Below are 22,438 nucleotides of genomic sequence, written 5' to 3'. Positions count from 1 at the left end.
AAGACAAGGAGTCGCACCGATGGTTGAGGCCATACTCGATCCGACGGGCGGGCGGCGCGCCGTCGCGCAGGGCGCCGCGGTGCTCACGCCGAACCGGCTCAAGCTGGCCGGCGCGACGATCGGGCTGCTGGAGAACACCAAGAAGAACGCGGCGCCGTTCCTCGCCGAACTGGGCAGGCTGCTCGTCGAACGGCACGGCGCGGCCGGGGTGGTCGCCCGCACCAAGACGGCGTTCGCCATGCCGATCCCCGAGGAGCAGCTGGCGGAGCTGGCGCGGACCTGCGACGCGGTGATCACCGGCGTCGGCGACTGCGGCTCGTGCAGCGCATCGGCGGTCGCGGACGGGATCGCGTTCGAGCGCCACGGCATCCCGGCGGCAGTCATCTGCAGTGACGCGTTCATCGTGACGGCGGACGCGATGGCCGGGATGCGTGACGCGACCGGCTACCGCTACGTCGTCACGCCGCACCCGGTGGCGGTGCTCGGGCCGGACGAGGTCCGCAAGCGCGCCGAGGAGGCGCTCGACGACGTCGTCGCGATCCTGACCTCGGTGGCGTCGTGACCGCGCCCGATCCCGTCGTCGCGCAGGAGGCGATCGAGTACTGCTACGAGCAGGGCTGGTCCGACGGGCTGCCGGTGGTGCCCGCGTCCCGGTCGCTGGTCGACCAGTTCCTGGCACGGACCGCGCGCGCTCCGGAGGAGGTGATCGGCCGGGTCGAGCAGCTGGACCGCGAGTGCACCGTCGAGCAGGCCGCGATCAGCGCGGCGATGGCCGGGTGCCGTCCCGAGTACTTCCCGGTCGTACTGGCCGCCTGGGACGCGCTGATGCTGGACCGCGCGGCCCGCGGCGGCGGCTGGCAGAGCACGAGTGGGCCGTCGCCGATGCTCGTTGTCAACGGGCCGGTGCGCCAGGAGCTCGGGTTCAACAGCACCGGCGGCGTGTTCGGGCCCGGCTTCCGTCCGAACGCGACAGTGCCGCGCGCGATCGGTCTGATGGTGCGCAACGCGTTCGGCATCCACCCGCACGTCCTCGAGCAGGCGACCCAGGGGCTGCCCGGCCGGTGGCAGATCTGCTTCGGCGAGAACGAAGAGGAAAGCCCTTGGGAGCCGCTGTCGGTGTCCGCCGGGCTCGGGGACGGGGTCAGCGCGGTCACGGCGATGCTGCTGCGCACCGTCGAGTACGTCGACAACCGGCACACCCAGGACCACGAGCAGGTGCTGTGGGACCTGGCCGACACGATGTCCCGCACCGGCGCGCTGATCTTCCGCGAGGCCTCCTACGGGCTGGTGCTCGGGCCGGAACACGCCCAGCTGCTCGCCAAGAACGGGATGTCCAAACAGGACGTCCAGGCCTGGATGGTCGAGCACGTCGGCCGCGCCGGGCGGGATCTGCGGCGCGCGGGCAAGAGCCTGGGGGAGAAGCACGTGCGGGGAGCGTCCGATTCCACCGACGGCGACGACGAGTTCCAGCGGTTCCTGCCCTCGCCGCGGCACGTCCCGGTGGTCGTGGCGGGTTCCCGCAACGCGGCGATGTCGATGGTGGTGCGGGTGTTCGGCGAATGGTCCGGCAAGGCGGTGGCAGTGGAGGGAACGGCATGATCGACCAGACCGGCCTGGAGGCGATGCGCACGACGCTCGCCGCGGACGGCTACGCCCTGGACGTCGCCGAGGAGGGCGGCCGGGTGGCGGTGCGGATCTCGGTGGCCGATCCGGCCGCGTGCGCGGACTGCCTGGCGCCGGAGCCGATCATGCGCGGCATCCTGCACCAGTCGCTCGGCGTGCCCGAGCAGGCGATCGACCTGACTTACCCGGGAGACCACGATGACCAGTGACCCACTGGCCGCGGCGAGTCCACTGTGGATGCCCGGCCGCCGGGCGATCGTGAGCGGTGGCGGACTGTCCGGATCGGCGGGCGGCGTCGGGTACGCGGTGAGCCGGGTGTTCGCCGCGCAGGGCGCCCGGGTCGCGGTGCTGGACCGCGATCCGGCCGCGGGCAAGCGGACGGTGGCCGACATCGAGGCCGACGGCGGCGAGGCGATCTTCATCCAGGCCGACCTGACCCGGGACGAGGACTGCGAGCACGCCGTCGCCGCCACCGCCGAGGAGTTCGGCGGTGTGGACGCGCTGGTCAACAGCGCCGCGTCGGGTGATCGCGCCGGGGTCTTCGACGTCACGCCGGAACGCTGGGACGAGCTGATCGCGCTCAACCTCAAGACGGCGTGGATGATGACGCGCCACGCGGCGGACGCGATGACCGGCGGCGGGGCGGTCGTGAACCTCTCGTCCGCGGCGGTCACCGCGGCCGGGCCCGGCACGGTGTACGGGATCGGGAAGGCCGGGGTGGAGCACTTCACGCAGGGCGCCGCCTCGACGCTCGGCCCGCGGGGGATCCGGGTGAACTGCGTGCGGGTCGGCGCGATCTGGTCCTCGATGGCGGCGCGGGACCTGCCCGAGGAGATGCGGGAGGTGCGGGCGAAGGGCGTGGCGCTGCAGACGGAGGGCACCGGGTGGGACATCGCGTACGCCGCGTTGTTCCTGGCCAGCGACCGCGCGCGGTGGGTTTCGGGCGCGGTGCTGCCGGTCGACGGTGGTGGCCCGTACCGCGCCGGTTTTCCGAGCCGTTCGGCCGACGCTGCTCGCAATCGCTAGGCGACCGCGCCCGGTGGGTTTCGGGCGCGGTGCTGCCGGTCGACGGAGATGGCCCGTACCGCGCCGGTTTTCCGAGCCGCTCGGCCGACGCCGCCCGCAATCGCTAGGCGACCGCGCCCGGTGGGTTTCGGGCGCGGTCCTGTCGGTCGACGGGGCGGCCTGCACCGGCCGGGTTTCCGAGCCGCTCGACCGGTGCTGCTCGCTACCGCTAGGCGACCGCGCCTTGTGAGGTTTCGGGCGCGGTGCTGCCGGTCGATGGAGATGGTCCGCACCGCCCCGGTTTCCCGAGTCGCTCGGCCGAGGCTGCTCGCAATCGCTAGGCGGTCGCTCCGCCTGGGGAGGTCACCGGGACCCGTCCGCCACCTGTGTCCTTGTGGCCCGGGTCGGTGGTCGGGCGCGGTGCTGCCGGGTCGATGGGGGTGGCCCGCACCGGGCCGGTTTTCCGAGCGTTCGGCCTAGGCTGCTCGCAATCGCTAGCGGTCGCCCCGCCTGGGGAGGTCAGCGGGACCCGTCCGCCGCCCGTGTCCTTGTGGCCCGGGTCGGTGGTCGGGCGCGGTGCTGCCGGGTCGATGGGGGTGGCCCGCACCGGGCCCGTTTCCCGAGTCGCTCCGCCGACGCTGCTCGCAACCGCTAGGCGGTCGCCCCGCCTGGGGAGGGCACCGGGACCCGTCCGCCGCCCGCGTCCTTGCGGCCCAGGTCGGCGGTCGGGACCCGGTAGTTGTCCCGGCCGGTCAGCACCGCGATCACGTTCACCAGGCACAGCCCCGCGGTGAAGATCGCGACACCGACCCAGTTCGCGCTCTTGTCACCGGCGATGGCGGCGGCGATCGTCGGCGTGAACCCGGCGATCGCGAACCCGATCTGCGTGCCGATCGCCATGCCGGACAGCCTTACCCGCGCCGGGAACATCTCGCCGTAGAACGCGGGCCACACCGCGTTCGTCGCGCTGTAGACGACGCCGAACATCAGGATGCCCACGACGAACACCAGCACGTAGTTGCCCGACGCGATCGCGCCGAGGTAGGCGAAGATCAGCACCGCGCAGCCCAGCGACCCGCCGATGAACACCGGCTTGCGCCCGACCTTGTCGGCCAGCATCGCCCACAGCGGGATCGCGCCGAGCGCGACGACGTTGGCGAGCACGCCGACCCACAGCATCGGGGTGCGCGCCAGCCCGGCCGAGTTGACCGCGTAGGACAACGCGTAGACGGTGAAGATCGTGCTGACCGCGGCGATCACGGCCGCGAACACGACCCGCAGCACGTCGGCCCAGTGGTCCCGGAACAGCACCGCGACCGGCAGCTTCGCCTGCTCCTTGCCTGCCACCTCGCGCTCGAAGACGGGCGTCTCGTCCAGCTTGCGCCGGATGACGAACGCGGCGACGACCACCAGCGCGCTGGCCCAGAACGGCATCCGCCAGCCCCAGCTCTGCAGCGCGGCCGTCGGCATCGCGGCGACCGGCAGGAACACCGCGGTCGCCAGGATCTGCCCGGCCTGCGTGCCGGACAGCGTCCAGCTCGTGTAGTACGAGCGGCGGTCCTCCGGCGCGTGTTCGAGCGACATCGAGTTGGCCCCGGCCTGCTCGCCGGCCGCGGACAGCCCCTGCAGCAGGCGCAGGATCACCAGCAGCACCGGGGCGAGCACGCCGACCTGCCCGTACGTCGGCAGGCAGCCGACCAGGAACGTGGACACGCCCATCAGCAGCACGGTGAAGACCAGGACCTTCTTGCGGCCGAAGCGGTCGCCGACGTGACCCAGGATGAACGCGCCGATCGGGCGGGCGACGTAGCCGACGCCGAACGTGGCCAGCGCCAGCAGCGTGCCGGCCGCCGGGTCCGAGCTGGGGAAGAAGATCTTGCCGAAGACGAGTGCGGCGGCCGTGCCGTAGATGAAGAAGTCGTAGTACTCCAGCGCGCTTCCGACCCAGGCGGCCACCGCTGCCTTGCGGGGCTTTCCGTGCTCGACCACGTCCACGCTCCTGTCGCTCCGTTGCGGACCGGATTAATGTACCGTCTGGTTACGTACCAGATGGTGAGTTAGCCGGACGAGGCTTGTCAACCCGGAGAAGGGGACGAAACGCTCAGTGCGCGGTCAGGTACTCGACAAGCAGGTCGCCGAGCATCTTGCGGTAGTGCTCGCGCCGGCCGGGGTCGAGCATGTCCCGCTTGAAGATGGCGTTGAACGTGTGCCGGTTGGCGGTGCGGAAGATGCAGAACGCGCTGATCATCATGTGCACGTCCAGCGCGTCGACGTCCTCGCGGAACGCGCCGGCGGCCCGGCCGCGTTCCAGGATGCGGGTCAGCACGTCCAGCGCGGGGTTGGCGAGCGTCGACAGCACCTCGGACCGTCCGATGTGCTCGGCGTTGTGGATGTTCTCGATGCTGACCAGCCGGATGAAGTCCGGGTGCGACTCGTGGTGGTCGAAGGTCAGCTCGGCCAGCTGCCGCAGCGCCTCGACCGGGTCGAGGTGGTCGACGTCGAGCTCCTGCTCCCGGGCGCGGATGCCGGAGTAGGCGCGTTCGAGCACCGCGATGTAGAGGCCTTCCTTGCTGCCGAAGTAGTAGTAGAGCATCCGCTTGGTGGTGCGGGTCTTCGCGGCGATCTCGTTGACACGCGCCCCGGCGTAGCCCTGGTCCGCGAACTCGCGGGTCGCCACGTCGAGGATCTCGGCGCGGGTGCGCTCGGCGTCGCGCAGGCGTTCGGCGCTTTCGGTCGGCATATGCGCACCGTAGGACTCACCGACTGGTTCGACCAACACCGGCCCGTGCGAGAGGAGTCCCGGCCATGAGGCGAGGGATCGCGACCGTGTGCCTGTCCGGCACGCTCGAAGACAAGCTGACGGCGGCGGCGGCCGCCGGCTTCGACGGCGTCGAGATCTTCGAGAACGACCTGATCGTCTCGCCGCTGTCGCCGGCCGAGGTCCGGCGCCGCTGCGACGACCTCGGGCTGTCGGTGGACCTGTACCAGCCGTTCCGGGACTTCGAGGCGGTGCCGCCGCCGGTGTTCGAGGCGAACCTGCGCCGCGCCGAGCGCAAGTTCGACGTGATGGAGCAGCTCGGCGCCGACACGATGCTGGTGTGTTCCTCGGTGTCGCCGGACGCCGTCGACGACGACGATCTCGCCGCCGAACAATTGCATACACTCGGTGTACGAGCTGCTCAGCGCGGTATTCGCATTGCATACGAGGCGCTGGCGTGGGGCCGGTTCGTCGACACCTACGACCACTCGTGGCGGATCGTGCGGCGTGCCGACCACCCGGCGGTCGGCCTGTGCCTGGACAGCTTCCACGTGCTCTCCCGTGGCAGCGACCTCGCGTTGATCCGGACGATCCCGGGCGAGAAGATCTTCTTCCTGCAGCTGGCCGACGCGCCCCGCCTGCACATGGACGTCCTGCAGTGGAGCAGGCACCACCGGCTGTTCCCCGGGCAGGGCGCCTTCGATCTGACCGCGTTCGTCGGGCACGTGCTCGCCACCGGCTACTCCGGGCCGTTGTCGCTGGAGGTCTTCAACGACGTGTTCCGGCAGGCCGACCCGGGGCGCGCGGCGGTAGACGCGATGCGGTCGCTGCTCGGGCTGGAGGAATCGGTGGGGGAGCCCGCGATCGTCGCGCCGGAACTGACCGGGCACGCGTTCACCGAGCTGGCCGTGGACGAGACCACCGGCCCGCGACTGGCCGCGGCGCTGACCGCGATGGGCTTCGCGCACACCGGGCAGCACCGGTCGAAGCCCGTGCAGCTGTGGACCCAGGGCGAGGCGCGGGTGCTGCTCAACGCGACCGGCGGGCCGACCGAGATCAGCGCGCTGGCCGTGGAGAGCGCGGACCCGGCGCGCTCGGCGGAGCGGGCGGAGTCCTTCCACGCGCCCGTGCTGCCCCGCGAGCACCGCGCCGGCGAGGCGGACCTCTCCGCGGTGGCCGCCCCGGATGGCACGGCCGTCTTCTTCTGCCGGGAGGGCTGGCTCTCGGACTTCACGCCGACCGGTGCTTCCGCCGCTGGCGCAGGGTTGCTGGGCACCGACCACGTGTCGCTGAGCCAGCCGTTCGACAACTTCGACGAGGCCGCGTTGTTCTACCGCACGGTGCTCGGCCTGCACCCGGAGATGCCGACCGAGTTCGCCGCGCCGTTCGGGCTGATCCGCAGCCGCGCGGTGACCAACCCGTCCAACACGGTGCGGATCGCGCTGAACGTGGCGCTGCTGCGCCGCGGCGAGTGGGCGCCCGGCGTGCCCGACCCGCAGCACATCGCCTTCACCAGCGACGACGTGCTGGCCACGGCCAAGGCGATGCACGCGGCCGGCGCGCCGCTGCTGGAGATCCCGGGCAACTACTACGACGACCTGGACGCCCGGCTGGCCCCGCCGCCGGACCTGCTCGCCGCCCTGCGCGAGTACTCGGTGCTCTACGACCGCGACGAGGACGGCGAGTTCCTGCACTTCTACACCGAGGTGCTGGGTTCGCGGGTGTTCTTCGAGGTGGTCCAGCGCATCGGCGGCTACCGCGGTTACGGGGCCGCCAACGCACCGGTGCGGATGGCCGCGCACCGGCGGTTGCGGCTGGCGCGTCAGTCCGGCTGAGCGAAGACCTCGGGGTAGGTGGTGAACACCGGGTTCGCCGCCACCCAGTCCCACAGCTCGCCGGTGATGTCGCCGTAGATCTCGGCTTCCACCATGTCCGCGCACTCGCCGCCGCGCTCGAGCAGGGCAGCCCCGCGGTCGTTGTGCGCGAAGGCGGCGTCCACGTCGGTGTACTCCTCGATGACGACGTAGCTGCCCGGCTCCCCGGAGAACCACCGGTAGGTCAGTGTGCCCGGCTCGGTCGCGGCCTGGTCGCGCAGCGCGCGGGCGACCTCCTCGAACCCCTGCTCGTCGTGGACGTCGAACCGGGCGCGCACGTAGAAGCTCATGACCGCATCCAACCAGTGAACCGGCCCATCCGGTCCCGCTTCGGCGCCGAACAAAGGGCGTCGGTGTGAGGGAGGATGACGGCATGGACGATCCGGTCCGGGCGATGCGCCCGGCCGCGCCGGGGCCGGGCGGCCCCTCGCCCGAGGACCTGATGGCTCAGGTCGCGCGGGGGAGCGAGGTGGCGTTCGAGCAGCTCTACGACGTGGTGGCCGGCCCGGTGTTCGGCGTGGTGCGGCGGGTGGTGCGCGACGTGGCCCAGTCCGAGGAGGTCGCGCAGGAGGTGCTGGTCGAGCTGTGGCGCACCGCCGCGCGGTACGACCGTGGGCAGGGCAGCGTGCTGAACTGGTCGCTGACCCTGGCGCACCGCCGCGCGGTCGACCGGGTGCGGTCGGCGCAGGCGCGCACCGACCGCGAGCAGCGGGCCGGTGCGATGGCGCCGGGGCGGGAGTTCGACGAGGTGCTGGAGGCGGTCACCGCTCGCCTGGAGCGGGAGCAGGTGCGCCGCTGCCTGAACGGGCTGACCGAGTTGCAACGCGAGTCGATCATGCTGGCCTACTACGGCGGCCACACCTACCCGGAGGTCGCGGACCTGTTGCAGAGTCCACTCGGGACGGTCAAGACGAGGATGCGGGACGGGCTGATCCGCCTGCGCGACTGCCTGGGGGTGACGCGGTGAACCCGGACGTCCACACGCTGACCGGGGCGTACGCCCTCGACGCGCTCGACGAGCTGGAGCGGCGCCGGTTCGAGGAGCACCTGGCCGAGTGCGCGGACTGCGAGCGCGAGGTGGCCGAACTGCGCGCGACGACGGCCAGGCTCGGGGCGGCGGTGTCCGAGACGCCGCCCGCGGCGCTGCGGGACCGGGTGCTGCGGGACGTGCGCCAGGTGCGGCAGGAGTCACCAGGCCGCCGGGCGCCGACGCGGGGTTCCCGCAACTGGACGACGCGGTTCCTCGCGGCGGCGGCCGTGATCGCGATCGCCGTCGCGGCGGTGGCCGGGGTGCTCGCGGTGCGGGCGGAGCGGCAGCTCGAGACCGCCCAGGAGCAGTACGCGGCGGTGACGAGGCTGTTGTCGGCGCCCGACGCGCAGACCCTGAACGGCGCGGACGCGGGCATTCCGGGCGAGGCGCGGATGGTGATGTCGCCCAGCCAGGACCGGGCGATGCTGATGATGACCGGCATGCCCGACCAGCCGGCCGACGTGACGTACCAGGCGTGGACGATCGACGCGGCGGGCCCGCACCCGGCGGGGGTGATGGGGCACACCGGAACGACCGGGGCGCCGCTGATGCTGGCGGGCCTGGCGGGGGTGCGCACGGTCGCCGTGACGATCGAACCCGCCGGCGGCTCGGAGCAGCCGACCAGCGCGCCGGTGGTGCTGTTCACGATGCCGGCGTGACGTGCCCGGTGGCCGGGGTGCTCCGGCCACCTGGCCATCAGCACTGGCCAACACCCGACAGCGCTGGCGCCGGCGACTGGGAGATCACCGCTGCAAGCGGCGTCGTCCGGTGAGGGGGCCGAGCCCGGATCGCCACCACGCCGGCCACGCCCCGGGCCGCCCCGCGACGGCCATCGCCACCGGCATCGAGTCGAAGAAGGAGTCCCGGCGCGTCACCCGACCGTCGGCGGTCAGCCACAGCTCGTCCACGGCCCGGAAGGCGAGCGGCTTGCCGCGCAGGGTTCCGCTCAGCCGCAGCTCGATGAACAGCCGGTCCTCCCGTCCGGCCCACGAGAGCACCTCGCCCCGCAGGTCCGGCAGGAACCCGAGCAGCCGTTCGGCCTCCTGCCCCCACGCCTGCCTGCCCCGCGTCGGCGGCACCATCGGCTGGTTCAGCTCGACGTCCTCCGCGAGCAGTGCGTCCCACGCCTGCCGGTGTGGCCGCGCCCAGCCCTCGGCGAAGGCCGCCACGGCCTTCTCGTGCACGGCGGTCCAGTCGGTCATCGTCGACCTCCTTCTTGCAACGGTTGCAAGAAGTGTACGGTTCGAAAACCGGGCAGGCTGAACTACCCTCGAATTCGTGCCAGTCGACGTGCGCACCGAAATCGTGGTCGCGCTGCCCCGGGAAAAGGTGGCGTCCTACGCGGGCGACCCGTCGAACGCGCCCGAGTGGTACGCCAACATCCTGGACGTCGAATGGGAAACCCGCCCACCGCTGCGCGAGGGCACCCGGCTCGGATTCGTGGCGCGTTTTCTCGGCCGGACCCTGCGGTACACGTACGAGGTGATCGAACTCGTGCCCGGCGAACGGCTCGTGATGCGCACCGCGCAGGGCCCGTTCCCCATGGAAACCACCTACAGCTGGGAATCCCTGGACGCGCACAGCACTCGGATGGTCTTGCGCAACCGCGGCGAGCCGAGCGGATTCGCGAAGGTGGGCGCCCGCGTGATGGCCGCCGCGGTGGAACGCGCGAATCGCAAGGATCTGCGCAGGCTGAAGAACCTGCTCGAAACGGGACGGCCCTAGTGCGTCGCCACCCCGTTTCCTCCAGTGCGCTCGCGGCGGTCGGGTACGACGCGGCACGGCGCATTCTGGAGGTGGAATTCCTGCACCACGGCATTTACCGGTACCTGGGCGTGGAAAGCGCTATCTACCGCGCGTTGCTGGCCGCGGAGAGCAAGGGCGGCTACTTCCAGGCCCGCATCCGGGACCGCTACCCGCACGAGCGGCTCGCCTGAACCGTTCGCCGTCCGTTCGCCTGCGCGTCGTCTGCGGTCCCCGCCCGGGTCGGAATCGGCGGTTTTGATCCCTTCGCACGGTTCCCACCACAGGAGGTCGTCATGGCTCCACTTTCCCGGCGTGATCTGCTGCGCACCGGCGCGGCGAGCGGTCTGGGGGTCATCGTCGCGGGCAGCGTCGACGCGATCGCGGCGCCCGCCGCGGCCGCGCAGGTCACCCGCGCCACCGGCTACGGCCCCCTCGTCGACGACCCCGCCGGCCTGCTGGCGCTGCCGAAGGGCTTCCGGTACAAGGTGATCGCGCAGTCCGGCGTGACGAAGCTGGAGACCGGCGAGTTCACCCCGAGCGACCCCGACGGCATGGCGTGCTTCCGCAGTGGCCGGGACTTCGTGCTGATCAACAACCACGAGATCGGCGGCAGCGAGCCGCACCGCACGCCTGCGTTGGCCGGCCTCACCTACGACCCGGGCGCGGGCGGCGGCACGACGACCATCGTGGTGGACCGGGAGGGCAACCGGAAGAGCGAGTACGTCAGCCTGGCCGGCACGCACAACAACTGCGCGGGCGGCGAGACCCCGTGGGGCACGTGGCTGACCTGCGAGGAGACCGAGCAGCGCGCCGGTGGCGTGTACCAGAAGGACCACGGTTACGTGTTCGAGGTGGACGCGTTCGACCGCGACGCGAACCTCGAGCCGGTCCCGCTGAAGTTCCTCGGCCGCTACTCGCACGAGGCCGTCGCCGTCGACCCGAAGACCAGCGAGATCTACCTGACCGAGGACGCGAGCGGGCCGAACGGCCTGTACTTCCGGTGGGTGCCGCCGAAGGGTTTCCGCGGGGGCAAGGGCGCGCTGCGGGCGCTGGCGTTGTCCGAGGGCGGCGACACCGCGGGCCGGCTGCAGGCGATGAGCGCGTTCAAGGGCAGCAGGCACATCGGCGACCTGTCGGAGGCGACCACGCCCGGCACCCGCTACAAGGTCCGGTGGGTCGACGTGCCCGACCGGGACGCTCGGACCGTGTCGGTGCGCAAGCAGTTCGAGCCGGGCCAGGTGACCCACAGCCGCAAGCTGGAGGGCGCCTACTGGGGTGACGGCGGGGCGTACTTCGTCGCCAGCTACGCCCGGATCAGCGACGGCAGCCTCAACGAGCACGACGGCCAGGTCTGGTTCTACGACCCGCGCGCGGAGACGATCGAGCTGAAGACGATCTACGGCGTGAACCCCGACCCGGAGGCCGACACCGACTACGACGGGCCGGACAACATCACCGTGTCCCCGCACGGCGGCCTGATCCTCGCCGAGGACGGGGAGGGCCTGAGCCACCTCGTCGGCGTCACCCGCGACGGCAAGTCCTACCCGCTGGCGCGCAACGACCTCAACGACAGCGAGTTCACCGGGCCGGTGTTCAGTCAGGACGGGCGGATCCTGTTCGCCTGCATCCAGAGCCCCGGCCACGTCTTCGCGATCACCGGCCCGTGGGGCGACTGCTGAGCGGGTGATCCAGCTCATCACCGCTGGAGCCTCACACCGGTGTGAGGCTCTAGTTTCGGCGGCATGAGCGTTTTCGTCGTACACCGCAACGGCCGTCCGGCCACCACCGAGGATCTGGCCCCGCTCGCCTTCGCCGGGTACGCCCACTTCACGGCGATGCAGGTGCGCGGCGGCCGGATCCGCGGCCTCGACCTGCACCTGAACCGGCTGCGTGCCGCGTCGGCCGAGCTGTTCGGCCGGGCACTGGCCGACGACGTGGTGCTCGCGCACCTGCGGGCCGCGTTGCGTGAGGGACCGGAGGACGTCTCGCTGGGCGCCACCGTGTACTCGCCGGAGTTCTCGACGGCGGACGCCGCGCCCGAGTTGCTGGTCCGCACCGGACCGGCCACCGACGGCCCGGCCGGACCGTTGAGCCTGGCGACGTTCGAGTACGAGCGGGTCCTGCCCGCGTTCAAGCACGTCGGCGAGGTGGCCAAGACCTACTTCCCGCGGCAGGCGGTGGCGCGCGGCTTCGACGACGCCGCGTTCGTCGACCGCCACGGCCGGCTCACCGAGGCGTCCATCTGGAACCTGGCGTTCTGGGACGGCGCCTCGGTGGTCTGGCCCGAGGCGCCGGTCCTGGCCGGGATCACGATGGGCATCCTGCGGCGGCAACTCGACCGGCTCGGCGTGCCGCAGCGATCGCAGGTCCTGACCACGGCCGATCTGCGCGACCTGCGCGGCGCGGTGGTCATGAACTCCTGGACACCCGGCGTGGCGGTGCGCCGGATCGACGACGTGGAGCTGGCCACGCCGGAGTCCTTTGTGGAGCTGCTGCACCGCGCCTACGCGGAGGAGCCGCTGGTCGCCCCGTGACGGCGGTCAGCGCGCGAAGCGCCGGGCGAACTCCGCCACACCGGTCGGCCGGACAGCGGGGTAGCGGTCGTTGTCGAGCGGGTCGAGCTTGGCCTTCCCGGTGACCATGGCCCAGACGTACTGGAGGGCGACGAAGTCGGCGGGTCCGGTGGCGACGGCCCGGCGCCGCCGGATCTCGGCCTCCAGTTCGTCGACGTCGCCGCGCACGCGGAGTTCGAGACGCCTGCCCGACCCACGCTGCAGCGCGTCGTGGAACTCCTTCATCGTGAGCACGTCCCCGGCGACGCGGACCGGCCGCCCGGCGACGGCCGGATCGAGCGCCGCTTCGGCGGTGTACTCCGCGGTGTCCGCCACCGTGGTGAAGTCGCAGGGCTGGTCGCCGTCGCCCCAGTAGGCGAAGGTGTCGTTGTCCCAGTCGACGATTTCCAGGAACGGCGCGGTCATCACCTCGGTGAACGCGCCGTTCAGGACCGACGTCACCTGTACGTGGGTGCCGTCGAACGCCTGGTGAGCCCGGCGCCGGTGGTCGAGGAAGACGTTGTCGCCGTCGTCCAGGCGGAACAGGTCGACGGCGAAGTCCGACGGGATCAGGCGCGGCACGCCGGCCTTCTCGGCGGCGCGCAGCAGAGCCGTCTGCCCGTCGACGACGACGTCTTCCCCGCCCTGCAGAGCGGAAATCGCGACGTCCGCGCCTTCGAGCGACCGGGCGAGGCGTTCCGGCCCCTCGGTGAGCGAGCCTTCGGCGATCACCACGCCCTTGTCCGCGAGCGCATCGACCGTCTCCCGCTTGCTGGAGGGCCGGACCAGCGCCCGGACGCGGACGTCGCGCCGCAGCAGGCTGTCCACGATCGCGCCGCCGAGCATGCCGGTCGCCCCGGCCACGAAAACCTCTGTCACTGCCGTTCCTCTCGTCACGTTGACGTGTCCGGCGTCGAAGCTAATCCTTGAAATCAGTTACAAGGTCAAGTCGCGGAGGCGGACGGATGCGCATCGGAGAACTCGCGCGGCGAACCGGGGTGGACGAGCAGCTGCTGCGGTACTACGAGAAACAGGGGTTGCTGCAGCCGGCGCGGACGCCGAACGGTTACCGCGACTACGCGGAGGACGACGTGACGGCGGTGCGCCGCATCCGGGAGCTGCTCGCGGCCGGGCTGACGACGGCCGGCATAGCCGAGATCGGGACATGCGTGCGGGGCGAACCGCCGACCCCCGCCTGCGACGGCGTGCTGGAGCGACTGCGCGCGGAACGATCCCGCATCGACGCGACGATCGCCCGGCTGCAAGGCGCACGGACGGCACTGGACACGGTGATCGAGCGCCGCCAGGACGCCTGACGCACGGCGGGCGCCGTCGAGCGACTTCGCGGTGGGCCCGGAGAGACTCGAACTCTCACTGGCATGGACCTAAACCATGTGCCTCTGCCAATTGGGCTACGGGCCCCGACGCCACCAGCCTAGCGCCCGGGCCTCGTACGGCGTGGCCGGTGCCGCCCGTCGCGGGCCGTGATCTACGGTTGTGCCCTGCGAAGGTGAGGAGGACCTGTGGCTCGCGACCCGGACACCATCGAGCGGGAGATCGTGAAGGCCCGCGAAGCGCTTGCGTCGACGTTGGATCAGCTGGGCGAGAAGGCCAGCCCCAAGCGGCTGGCCGACAACGCCAAGACGACCCTGCGCACGAAGTTCGACGACCCCAAAGTCAAGTTCCCGCTGATCGGGGTCGGCGTGCTCGTCGCCGCACTGCTGGTGCGCAAGCTCTTCCGCTGAGGGCTCAGGCCCGCGCGGCCGGCGTGCTCGCGGCCGCGGTCACCTTGATCGACGAGGTGGCCGCCGGCTGCGGCGCCGCCGGCTTCGCGGCCGTCAGCGCGTCCCCGATGTCCGCCGTCAGCTTCGCCTTCGGCTTCTTCTCCGGCTTGGACGCCGGCTGCTCTGGTACATCAGCCGGTGCCTCCTCCGCCGTCGACGCCTCCGCGGGCGCGGCTGGCTCCGGAACCTCGATCGGCGCCGGCTCGGGCCGCGTCAGCCGCGCGGTCATGTACGCGGCCGTGAACTCCAGCGCGCTGCCGTTCAGCAGGTGGACGACGGTGGCCCCCTTCGCCTCCGCGCCCAGCTCCTCGACGAACTGGTCGACCCGGTCCCGCGCCGCGATGATGCCCGGCGCCCGCGCGGTCAGGCTCCTGCCATGGCCGGTCACGGTGACCGCCCAGTCGTCGTCCTCCGGCACGTAGATCGCCGTGATCGGTACCGCCATGAGTCTCACACCCCTGCCGCTCTCGGCTGCAACTCCACTTTGAGGGAGCAATCCGAAGCCTCTTCATGACGCCGATCGCGTTCATCCGATCGGGCGTGCTTCTGCCGCCATTTGCTTAACGCTCTGTCAGCTTCTATCGATACATCAACAGAACTCTGCGTGACAAGTTCTGGGCGAAACTGTGCGATGCGTGACGACCGGATGGAGCAACCACCTGCGGATACGCGTGATCACTGAGCGCGAAGACCAAGTCCCGCCCACAGGACCTCCATCGCGAGGTCGGTAGCCAGATCGGGTGTCACCTCGTCGTGCTGCTCGCACCAGATGGCGAGCCGCTCGCACGCCCCGACGACGAGCTCGGCCGTCGCCTCCAGCAGGAGGTGTCCCGCCTCGCCGGCGTCGAAGTACTGCGCCATCAGCTTCGCGATCAGGTCCGTCTGCTGGCGCCGGGTGTCCTCCAGCGCGTCCGAGGCCGACGTGCCGATCAGGGCGAGCTCGTGGCGCAGCAGCGACCAGCCCTGCCGCCGCTCGCGCGCGAACACGAAGAACGCCCGCAACCCGCTGCGCAGCGCCTCGCGCGCGTCCGTCTGGCCGGCCACCGCACGCTCGGTCACCTCGCGCAGCTCGGCCCTGGCCTGCGCGACGCACGCCAGCAGCAGGCCTTCCTTCGAGTTGAAGTACTCGTAGAGCATCGGCTTGGACACGCCCACCCGCTCGGCGATCTCGTCCATCGACGCCGCGGCGAACCCGCGCTCGGCGAACACCGCTTCCGCGACCTCGAGCATCTGCTGCTCGCGCTGGGCTCGGGGCATGCGTTTGCGACGGGTCGGCCCGGTCATGAAACTGACTCTACCGGAGGTAACCTACTCCGAGTAAGATGGACTCGCGGTAACACCTAATGCTCAGTGTGGAGGAAGGTACATGGCAGAGCACACGCGAACGGGCGTGATCATCGTCGGCACCGGGTTCTCCGGCCTGGGCATGGCGATCCAGCTGCGCAAGGAGGGCCGCGAGGACTTCGTCATCCTGGAGAAGGCGGACGACGTCGGCGGCACCTGGCGCGACAACACCTACCCGGGCTGCGCCTGCGACATCCAGTCGCACATGTACTCGTTCTCCTTCGAGCAGAACCCGAACTGGAGCCGCTCGTTCTCGCCACAGCCGGAGATCTGGGACTACCTGCGCGGTGTCGCGCGCAAGTACGACCTGTACGACCGCACCCGGTTCGGCCAGGAGATGACCGGCGCCCGCTGGGACCCGGACGAGCACCGCTGGCACGTCACCACCAAGAACGGCGACACGTTCAGCGGCCGGTTCCTGGTCAACGGCGTCGGCGCGCTGCACCTGCCGCAGATCCCGGACCTCAAGGGCATCGAGCGGTTCCAGGGCAAGACCTTCCACTCGGCGCAGTGGGACCACGACTACGACCTGCGCGGCAAGCGCGTCGCGGTCGTGGGCACCGGCGCCAGCGCGATCCAGTTCATCCCGGCCATCGCGCCCGAGGTCGAGCAGTTGCACGTCTTCCAGCGCACGCCGGCGTGGGTGATGCCGAAGCCGGACCACGCGATGCCGGAGTGGGCCAAGTCGGTGTTCGCGAAGGTCCCCGGCACGCAGCGCGCCTACCGCAACCTCCTGTACTGGATGCTGGAGGCCCGCGCGATCGGCTTCAACGGCCACCAGGGCCTGATGAAGGTCGCGCAGAAGCTCGCGAAGTCCAACATCGACAAGCACATCGACGACCCGGCGCTGCGCGCGAAGCTGACGCCGGACTACGTGATGGGCTGCAAGCGCGTGCTGATCTCCAACGACTACTACCCGGCGCTGAACCGGGACAACGTGGACGTGATCACGAACGGCGTCGCCGAGGTCACCGAGACCGGCGTGATCGACACGACGGGTGTGGAGCGCGAGGTCGACGCGATCATCTTCGGCACCGGCTTCCACGTCACCGACGCGTTCGACAACCTGGACATCATCGGGGTGGAGGGCCGCAAGCTCAACAAGGAGTGGGCGACCGAGGGGATGCGGACCCACCTCGGCATCACGGTCAACGGGTTCCCGAACATGTTCTTCCTGCTCGGGCCGAACACCGGGCTGGGGCATAACTCGGTCGTGTTCATGATCGAGTCGCAGATCCGCTACGTCGCCGAGGCGATCCGCCTGGTGGAGCAGACCGGCGCCGGTGCGCTGGAGCCGCGGGCCGAGGTGCAGGAGCGGTTCAACGCCGAGATCCAGCACAAGCTGGCCAAGGGCGTGTGGACGCAGGGCGGCTGCAAGAGCTGGTACCTCGACGCGAAGGGCGTGAACCGGACGATCTGGCCCGGCTTCACCTGGCGGTACTGGCTGAACACGCGAAAGCTGCGGCCGTCCGACTTCGAGCTGGTCGGCCGCGACTGACTCGTGTGACGCCTTGCCGGAGTGCGGCCCGGTTGGGGTCGCGCTCCGGATTGGCGGCGCGCCGGGGATTGTGCGTAGGCGGTCCCGCGGTGCGGTGGCGGTGAGGTTGCGCAGCTGGGCCATGCACGACATTGGCCGCCCGGTGGACGCGCATCTCGCGCGGTGCCGGGTTGGCTTTGTCCTGCTGGAGTGCGGCCCGGTTGGGGTCGTGCTCCGGCCGGGAGTGTCAGTAGTCTTCCACGTCGGAGATCGCGCGTAGGCGGTTCGGCGGTGCGGGGCGGTGAGGTTGCGCAGCTGGGCTATCCAAGCCGTGGCTGTCCCGTTGACGCGCTGTCGCGCGGCGTCTGGTTGGCGGAGTTTGTCCTGCCGGAGTGCGGCCCAGTTGGGGTCGCGCTCCGGCAGGAACGTCAGTCGTCTTCTACGCCGGAGATTGCGCGTAGGCGGTCCAGCAGTTCGGGCACAGTGAGGTTGCACAGCTGGGCCATCCACGACATGGCCGCCCGGTCCAGGCGCACCTCGCGCGCGGCGCCGGGCTGGCGCAGTCTGCCCTCCGCCCACCGGCGCAGCGGCAGCAGCTCGGTCCGCTCGTCGGCGACGATCCGGGTCAGGTCCAGCCGCACCTTGCCCGGCTCGTCGGCGAAGACGCGCCGGTGCACGCGGGCCAGCAGGTCCTGCGGCAGCTCGTCCATTGCGAGGCACAGCTCGACGAGCCGCACCACCGAGCACTGGCGCGTGCCCAGTTCGTAGGTCGCCAGCGTCTGCAGCGAGATGTCGCTCTGCAGGTGCTGATTCAGCTCCTTGCGCGTCCAGCCTCGTCGCCGGCGCAGCTTGCGGAGTTCCTCCCCCAGGATTCGCTGGTAGAGGTCATTGTCGATGCGCACTCCCCGTCCCCTGCCCTGACCTTGCGTCGCGCCGCACCCCTGCTCTGGCACGTCCGGTCGAACTCCAGCGGTGTTCACGGGTATGTAAGTCGCTGAGTGCGGGTTCCTTACGCGACTTTGCCCAGTCCGTTTCATTTGACCGGCGTTATTAGGCCGATCGGGCTAACCCGGGGTGGGCTGGACGGTGTGGTCAGTTGACGCAGGTGATGCCGTTGGCGGTGATCGGCTCGTCGCTGCCCGGCGCAGGGGCCTGGGTGCTCGCGGGCGGTGCGGCGGCCGCCTGCTGGACCACGCGCGACGGGGACGTCGAGTAGTCGCTGCCGACGAGCACGACGACATGCCCCTTGGTCACGGTCGGGTCCTGCTCGATCGTCGCGCCCGAGCCGAGTGCGTCGGCGACCTGCTGGGCCGCCTCCTGGCCGCCTGCCGGGTAGCGGACCACGGTCGACTTGCGCGAGGTGGTGTTCGAGGTCTGGCCGCCGGTGAAGCCCTTGCCCGTGAGGCTCTGCAGGACCGTGGACGCGAGCCCCTCGCGGCCGGTTCCGTTTCGGACGTCCACAGTGGTCGCCGACTTGGCCGGACCGGTCTCGGCGGGCTGTGCGGACTGGGCCGGGGCGGTCAGGCCCTGGACGAACTCCCGGATCTGGTTCGGGTCGACCTGGATGGCCTGCCCGTCATCCGGGGTGCTGTAGTCCATGTTGACCACCGGGATGGTGCGGAACTCCAGCTGCCCGCCGGTGAGACCCTTCATCTGCTGGGCGAACCCGAGGATGTCCCAGCCCTGGTTGAGCACCACGGACTTCTTGACCGCGTCGGTGAGGCTGTTCAGCTTGCCCGGATCGGCGAGGGTGCCTGCCGACAGCACCTTGCGCGCCATCCCGGCCATGAACACCTGCTGACGCACGACCCGGTCGAGGTCGCCGCGCGGAAGACCGTGCCGCTGCCGGACGAACTCGAGCGCCTCGACACCGGAGATCGTGTGCTGCCCCTTGGTGAACTTCGCGCCCGAGTACGGGTCGTTGACGTTCTCCTTCAGGCACACGTCCACGCCGCCGATGGCCTTGGTGATCTCGGAGAAGCCGAGCAGGTTGACCGAGGCGTAGTTGTCGATCGTCGAGCCGGTCAGCTGCTCGACGGTCTGGATGAGGGTCTTGGCCCCGGCCTGGTTGGACTGCACCTCGATGGACTTGGCGTCGGTCTCGCCCTCTTCCTGCAGTTTCCGGCGTTCCGCGGCCTTCGCGCGGGCGTACGCGGAGTTGATCTTGTGCTTGCCGAAGCCGGGGATGTTGACGTAGGAGTCGCGGGGCAGCGAGACCGCGACGGCCTTGCTGCCGTCGTTGGGGATGTGGACCATGATCAGCGTGTCGGTGTTCTCCTCGCCGTCCGCGACACCGGCGCGGAGCTGGGCGAGGAGGTCCGCCGGCAGCGGGTTGCCCTGCGCGTCGGTGCGGCTGTCCATGCCGACCAGGAGGATGTCGCGGGCCCCGTCGGCGGGCTGGTTCGCGTCGATCACGTCCGTGGTGGTGAGGCCGTTGACCAGGCCCTGCATCGCCGCCCACGCGTAGCCGGTGAGGCTCATGACCAGCAGGGACACCAGCCCCACGGCGACCTTCGCGCCCCGGCGCGACGAGCGCCTCGGCGGCGGTGGCGGCGGACGGCGGCGGATCTGGGCGGGCGCGGCCCGGTCGCGGGGCGCCGGCCCCCGTGCGGCGCGGCCGGCAGGTGGGCGGCCTGCCGAGGTGCGGTTGCCCGCCGGTTTACCTGCGCGGTCGACGGCCGGGCGGCCCGCGGAGGTGCGCCCGGCGCGGTCGGCCGGGGTGCGGCCCACCCGTTCGGGCGGGATGCGGTCGGCGGAGGAGCGACCGGCTCGGTCCGCCGGCGTGCGCCGGACCGGGCCTTCGTAGCGGGCGTCGATCTGGCGCGGTCGCGGCCGTGCGGGCCGGCCGGTCCCACGATCGTTCCGCGGGTCGTCCACGCCAGGTGCTCCTTTCGTCGCCGCTATCGTTCACCTACTCGGCCGTAGCGTCGCATACGGCCAACCGGAAGTGGTTCACAACACTCGGTTACGTGTTTTGCGCCACCGCCTTGGTGGATACGAGCGTGCTGGCCACCGCCGCCAGTGCGATCAGGGCCGTCACGCCGTGCACCGCCATCGTCACGGGATCGGCCGCCGACAGCAGCGCCGGAACGCACGCGACCCCCGTGACGACCCACGTGCTGCGCGCGCCGCTGAGCCCTGTCCGCACCGTGTGCAGGAGGAATACCCCGATCAGCAGCTGGATAAGGTTCTGGATCGGGTCGACCGGCAGTCCCATGATCGAGCCGTCGTCACCGCCGAACCGGGTCAGCGCGAACCCGAACAGCCCGACCACGGCGAACCCGATTCCGAGCATGGTCGCCGCGTGGGCGAGCCAGCCGTCGGAGGCCGGGTGGTCGGCGACCGGGACAGCCGTCTCCCGCGGGTGGCGCTCGAACCACCAGAAGACCATCAGCGCGGGGACCGCGAGCAGCGCCAGCGCGAACCACGTGCGCGGGTCGCGGACCCAGCCGAAGATCGCTGCCGGGTGGTCCGGCAGGTAGACCAGCGCGACGACGAGCAGCATCGCGGCGAGGAAGCCCAAGTACAGGCTCATCGGCGCGCGCATCGCCAGTCGGGCGAGGGCGGCGCACCGGGTGGTCAGCCGGGCGAGCGGTTTCGCGGCCAGGCCCAGCAGGCCGATCTGGGCGGCGCCGAGCAGCAGGACCGGCAGGGTGGGCCCGGACAACGCGGGCGGCGCGCCCGGCGCGCCGAGCAGGTCGCGGCTGAGCCCGCCGACCGTGGTGAGCAGGGCGAGACCGGTGACCCCCGCGGCCGTGACACCGACCAGGAGCAGCCGGTTGGACGTGCGGATCCGCCCGAACGCGACCTGCTGGGCGAGCAGCGCGAGGCCGAAGGCCGCCAGGTAGCGCGGGATGGGCGAGCCGATGGCCCGTGCCGCCATCTCGGCCAGCACGACGAAGGCGAGGAGGCCGGCGACCGAGGCCGCCGCGGCGCGCCGGTGCAGGGCGAGCATCAGCGGGGTCGCCACCACCGTGAGCAGGTAGATGCCCAGCAGCCACAGCGGGTGCAGGGCGATGCGCATGATCGCGGCGTTCGTGCCCTCGGGGATGCCGAGCAGTTCGAGCGCCAGCGGGACGAGCAGCGCCACCACGACGAAGATCAGGGCCGGGCGCAGCAGCCAGCTCGCGCGGTGGGCGAGGTACTGGCGGTACCCGCCGCCGCTGTCCCTGGTGGCGCGCCAGCCCGCCGCGTTGGCGCGGCCGCCGGCGAAGAAGAACACCGGGGCGAGTTGAGCCACCCACGTGAGCGGCCACAGCCAGTCCGCGCCCACGCCGGCCCACCGCGCCAGCGCGATGGCCGATTCCCCGAGGATCAGCAGCACCAGGCTGCCCACGCCGAGGGTCACCCACGGGGACAGCGGCGCAGGCGGCCTCGTGGCGGCCGGCGGCGGGGGCGTGGCGACGCGGGCGTGCCGGTGCTGCAGCCAGCCGCGGAGCCGGAAGATCAACAGGCACCCGATCACGGCGACGCCTGCCAGCAGCGGGCCGATCGGGTCGCCGACCGGCGGGCCCCAGCGCTGGTGCCAGGAGTTCACGACGAGCCCGGCGGAGTAGAGGCTCGCGACGACGCGGCACGTGCGTGGCGAGTCCATCGGGTTGATGACGCAGGCCGCGTGCATGTCGTCGGACAGGCGCTGGTCCAGCGCCTCGCGGACGTCCTGGCCGAGGGGGTGGCCGACCGCGGCGGCGTAGCGGAGGAGGTCGTAGCCCAGGTCGTGTGCCTTGCACGGGACCGCGTAGTCCCACTTCGTGTTGTCGTCGCCCCACGGGGTCGAGCAGCCGCCGTCGACGTGCACCGCGCGGACCGTGCCGTCCCGCGCCTGCATCTGGCCCGGCACGACGCCGGTGACCTGGGTGAAGTCGGCGGGCAGGAGGTCGAGCGCGGTCGCCTGCGGGCCGGGGTGGACGAGCGCCTCGATGGCCTGCTGGGCGGCCAGGGCGCCGCCGGTGGGCGGCCCGGCGTCCGGCGGGGAGGCCGGCCGTGACGCGACGAACCCGAAGGTGACGACGGCCAGCGACAGCACCAGCAGCCAGGCGGAGGTGGCCAGGCGGCGGCGCACCCGGGGCACCGGTGTGGTGGCCTGCCCGGGTGGCGGGTGGTCGGTGAAGGTCGCTGGGGTGATCATCGCCTCCCAGAGTGGCAGGGGAGCGGCCTCTGCGGCCACCAGGGAATTCCCTGATCGTGGATTCCGGAGTGCGCCACTCTAGTGGGTGAGGGGTGGGAGGTTTAGGAGTCGGGGGGC

24 protein-coding genes and 1 tRNA gene are annotated in these 22,438 nt (G+C 71.4%); 14 read left to right on the top strand and 11 right to left on the bottom strand.

All coding sequences use genetic code 11. The features are described from left to right. Positions 1 to 19 precede the first annotated feature (19 nt). The 4 genes from AMY39116_RS0331260 to AMY39116_RS0331245 are packed head-to-tail and all read left to right on the top strand — an operon-like array spanning position 20 to position 2,649. Entirely contained in the window at positions 20 to 562 is a 543-nt protein-coding gene (locus AMY39116_RS0331260; protein ID WP_020421544.1) for a UGSC family (seleno)protein, read from the top strand. After that, a complete protein-coding gene (locus tag AMY39116_RS0331255) occupies positions 559 to 1,599 on the top strand; it encodes a hypothetical protein (protein WP_020421543.1) in 1,041 nt (346 codons plus the stop codon). Before AMY39116_RS0331260 ends, AMY39116_RS0331255 begins: the two co-directional genes overlap by 4 nt. Beyond that, entirely contained in the window at positions 1,596 to 1,832 is a 237-nt protein-coding gene (locus AMY39116_RS0331250) for a hypothetical protein (RefSeq protein WP_020421542.1), read from the top strand. Before AMY39116_RS0331255 ends, AMY39116_RS0331250 begins: the two co-directional genes overlap by 4 nt. Further along, complete coding sequence (locus AMY39116_RS0331245) at positions 1,822 to 2,649, top strand: SDR family NAD(P)-dependent oxidoreductase (protein WP_027936377.1); 828 nt, start codon at positions 1,822 to 1,824, stop codon at positions 2,647 to 2,649. Before AMY39116_RS0331250 ends, AMY39116_RS0331245 begins: the two co-directional genes overlap by 11 nt. A 630-nt stretch (positions 2,650 to 3,279) precedes the next feature. On the opposite strand, the gene AMY39116_RS43925 is transcribed toward AMY39116_RS0331245, so the two are convergent. Both AMY39116_RS43925 and AMY39116_RS0331235 read right to left on the bottom strand, forming a co-directional pair. Beyond that, a complete protein-coding gene (locus tag AMY39116_RS43925; protein ID WP_157358755.1) occupies positions 3,280 to 4,617 on the bottom strand; it encodes an MFS transporter in 1,338 nt (445 codons plus the stop codon). A gap of 112 nt (positions 4,618 to 4,729) precedes the next feature. Further along, complete coding sequence (locus AMY39116_RS0331235; RefSeq protein ID WP_020421539.1) at positions 4,730 to 5,368, bottom strand: TetR/AcrR family transcriptional regulator; 639 nt, start codon at positions 5,366 to 5,368, stop codon at positions 4,730 to 4,732. Between the two features lie 65 nt (positions 5,369 to 5,433). Between AMY39116_RS0331235 and AMY39116_RS0331230 the strand changes: the two genes are divergently transcribed. Beyond that, on the top strand, positions 5,434 to 7,221 hold the full coding sequence (locus AMY39116_RS0331230; RefSeq protein ID WP_020421538.1) for a bifunctional sugar phosphate isomerase/epimerase/4-hydroxyphenylpyruvate dioxygenase family protein: 1,788 nt from the start codon (positions 5,434 to 5,436) through the stop codon (positions 7,219 to 7,221). Here AMY39116_RS0331230 and AMY39116_RS0331225 read toward each other — a convergent pair. Further along, positions 7,209 to 7,550, bottom strand: a complete 342-nt coding sequence (locus AMY39116_RS0331225) for a putative quinol monooxygenase (RefSeq protein ID WP_020421537.1) — start codon at positions 7,548 to 7,550, stop codon at positions 7,209 to 7,211. The genes AMY39116_RS0331230 and AMY39116_RS0331225 overlap by 13 nt on opposite strands. Positions 7,551 to 7,633: 83 nt before the next feature. On the opposite strand from AMY39116_RS0331225, the gene sigK reads away from it, so the two are divergent. Both sigK and AMY39116_RS0331215 read left to right on the top strand, forming a co-directional pair. Further along, complete coding sequence (gene sigK, locus AMY39116_RS0331220; protein WP_020421536.1) at positions 7,634 to 8,227, top strand: ECF RNA polymerase sigma factor SigK; 594 nt, start codon at positions 7,634 to 7,636, stop codon at positions 8,225 to 8,227. Next, entirely contained in the window at positions 8,224 to 8,949 is a 726-nt protein-coding gene (locus AMY39116_RS0331215) for an anti-sigma factor domain-containing protein (RefSeq protein ID WP_020421535.1), read from the top strand. The genes sigK and AMY39116_RS0331215 overlap by 4 nt, the downstream gene beginning before the upstream one ends. A gap of 84 nt (positions 8,950 to 9,033) precedes the next feature. Here the strand turns inward: AMY39116_RS0331215 and AMY39116_RS0331210 are convergent, their stop codons facing one another. Further along, a complete protein-coding gene (locus tag AMY39116_RS0331210; RefSeq protein ID WP_020421534.1) occupies positions 9,034 to 9,492 on the bottom strand; it encodes a nuclear transport factor 2 family protein in 459 nt (152 codons plus the stop codon). A gap of 76 nt (positions 9,493 to 9,568) precedes the next feature. Between AMY39116_RS0331210 and AMY39116_RS0331205 the strand changes: the two genes are divergently transcribed. The 4 genes from AMY39116_RS0331205 to AMY39116_RS0331190 all read left to right on the top strand — a co-directional run bounded on the left by AMY39116_RS0331205 (position 9,569) and on the right by AMY39116_RS0331190 (position 12,570). Continuing rightward, entirely contained in the window at positions 9,569 to 10,015 is a 447-nt protein-coding gene (locus AMY39116_RS0331205) for an SRPBCC family protein (RefSeq protein WP_027936376.1), read from the top strand. Further along, on the top strand, positions 10,015 to 10,227 hold the full coding sequence (locus AMY39116_RS0331200) for a KTSC domain-containing protein (RefSeq protein WP_020421532.1): 213 nt from the start codon (positions 10,015 to 10,017) through the stop codon (positions 10,225 to 10,227). Before AMY39116_RS0331205 ends, AMY39116_RS0331200 begins: the two co-directional genes overlap by 1 nt. Positions 10,228 to 10,329: 102 nt before the next feature. Continuing rightward, on the top strand, positions 10,330 to 11,715 hold the full coding sequence (locus tag AMY39116_RS0331195) for an alkaline phosphatase PhoX (protein ID WP_020421531.1): 1,386 nt from the start codon (positions 10,330 to 10,332) through the stop codon (positions 11,713 to 11,715). A gap of 63 nt (positions 11,716 to 11,778) precedes the next feature. Next, the gene (locus AMY39116_RS0331190) at positions 11,779 to 12,570 is read left to right on the top strand and encodes an aminotransferase class IV family protein (RefSeq protein WP_020421530.1); all 792 of its coding nucleotides are present in this window, start codon (positions 11,779 to 11,781) and stop codon (positions 12,568 to 12,570) included. 6 nt (positions 12,571 to 12,576) lie between these two features. Here the strand turns inward: AMY39116_RS0331190 and AMY39116_RS0331185 are convergent, their stop codons facing one another. Next, positions 12,577 to 13,467 (bottom strand): NmrA family NAD(P)-binding protein, encoded by an 891-nt coding sequence (locus AMY39116_RS0331185; protein ID WP_020421529.1) that lies wholly within the window; start codon positions 13,465 to 13,467, stop codon positions 12,577 to 12,579. 86 nt (positions 13,468 to 13,553) lie between these two features. Between AMY39116_RS0331185 and AMY39116_RS0331180 the strand changes: the two genes are divergently transcribed. Beyond that, positions 13,554 to 13,904, top strand: coding sequence for a MerR family transcriptional regulator (locus AMY39116_RS0331180; protein ID WP_020421528.1), 351 nt, complete (start codon positions 13,554 to 13,556; stop codon positions 13,902 to 13,904). A 32-nt stretch (positions 13,905 to 13,936) separates the two neighbouring features. Here AMY39116_RS0331180 and AMY39116_RS0331175 read toward each other — a convergent pair. Next, a tRNA-Leu gene (locus AMY39116_RS0331175) sits at positions 13,937 to 14,010 on the bottom strand. A 101-nt stretch (positions 14,011 to 14,111) separates the two neighbouring features. Here AMY39116_RS0331175 and AMY39116_RS0331170 point away from each other — a divergent pair. Then, a complete protein-coding gene (locus AMY39116_RS0331170; protein WP_017984592.1) occupies positions 14,112 to 14,333 on the top strand; it encodes a DUF3618 domain-containing protein in 222 nt (73 codons plus the stop codon). 4 nt (positions 14,334 to 14,337) lie between these two features. Here the strand turns inward: AMY39116_RS0331170 and AMY39116_RS44870 are convergent, their stop codons facing one another. Both AMY39116_RS44870 and AMY39116_RS0331160 read right to left on the bottom strand, forming a co-directional pair. Continuing rightward, on the bottom strand, positions 14,338 to 14,817 hold the full coding sequence (locus tag AMY39116_RS44870; protein ID WP_020421527.1) for a hypothetical protein: 480 nt from the start codon (positions 14,815 to 14,817) through the stop codon (positions 14,338 to 14,340). 230 nt (positions 14,818 to 15,047) lie between these two features. Further along, the gene (locus tag AMY39116_RS0331160; protein ID WP_020421526.1) at positions 15,048 to 15,602 is read right to left on the bottom strand and encodes a TetR/AcrR family transcriptional regulator; all 555 of its coding nucleotides are present in this window, start codon (positions 15,600 to 15,602) and stop codon (positions 15,048 to 15,050) included. A 136-nt stretch (positions 15,603 to 15,738) separates the two neighbouring features. On the opposite strand from AMY39116_RS0331160, the gene AMY39116_RS0331155 reads away from it, so the two are divergent. Next, positions 15,739 to 17,214 carry an NAD(P)/FAD-dependent oxidoreductase gene (locus AMY39116_RS0331155; protein WP_027936374.1) on the top strand — a complete coding sequence of 492 codons (1,476 nt, stop codon included), beginning with the start codon at positions 15,739 to 15,741 and terminating at the stop codon, positions 17,212 to 17,214. 407 nt (positions 17,215 to 17,621) lie between these two features. Here AMY39116_RS0331155 and AMY39116_RS0331150 read toward each other — a convergent pair whose 3' ends face one another. The 3 genes from AMY39116_RS0331150 to AMY39116_RS0331140 form a co-directional block, all read right to left on the bottom strand. After that, complete coding sequence (locus tag AMY39116_RS0331150) at positions 17,622 to 18,095, bottom strand: helix-turn-helix domain-containing protein (RefSeq protein ID WP_020421524.1); 474 nt, start codon at positions 18,093 to 18,095, stop codon at positions 17,622 to 17,624. 190 nt (positions 18,096 to 18,285) lie between these two features. Then, on the bottom strand, positions 18,286 to 20,070 hold the full coding sequence (locus tag AMY39116_RS0331145) for an LCP family protein (RefSeq protein WP_020421523.1): 1,785 nt from the start codon (positions 20,068 to 20,070) through the stop codon (positions 18,286 to 18,288). Between the two features lie 88 nt (positions 20,071 to 20,158). Then, the gene (locus AMY39116_RS0331140) at positions 20,159 to 22,321 is read right to left on the bottom strand and encodes a phospholipase A2 (RefSeq protein ID WP_020421522.1); all 2,163 of its coding nucleotides are present in this window, start codon (positions 22,319 to 22,321) and stop codon (positions 20,159 to 20,161) included. Between the last annotated feature and the right edge of the window lie 117 nt (positions 22,322 to 22,438).

This window comes from Amycolatopsis sp. ATCC 39116 (genome assembly GCF_000231075.2).
GTDB lineage: Bacteria > Actinomycetota > Actinomycetes > Mycobacteriales > Pseudonocardiaceae > Amycolatopsis_E > Amycolatopsis_E tucumanensis.
This window is presented reverse-complemented; position numbering and strand designations above follow the sequence as displayed.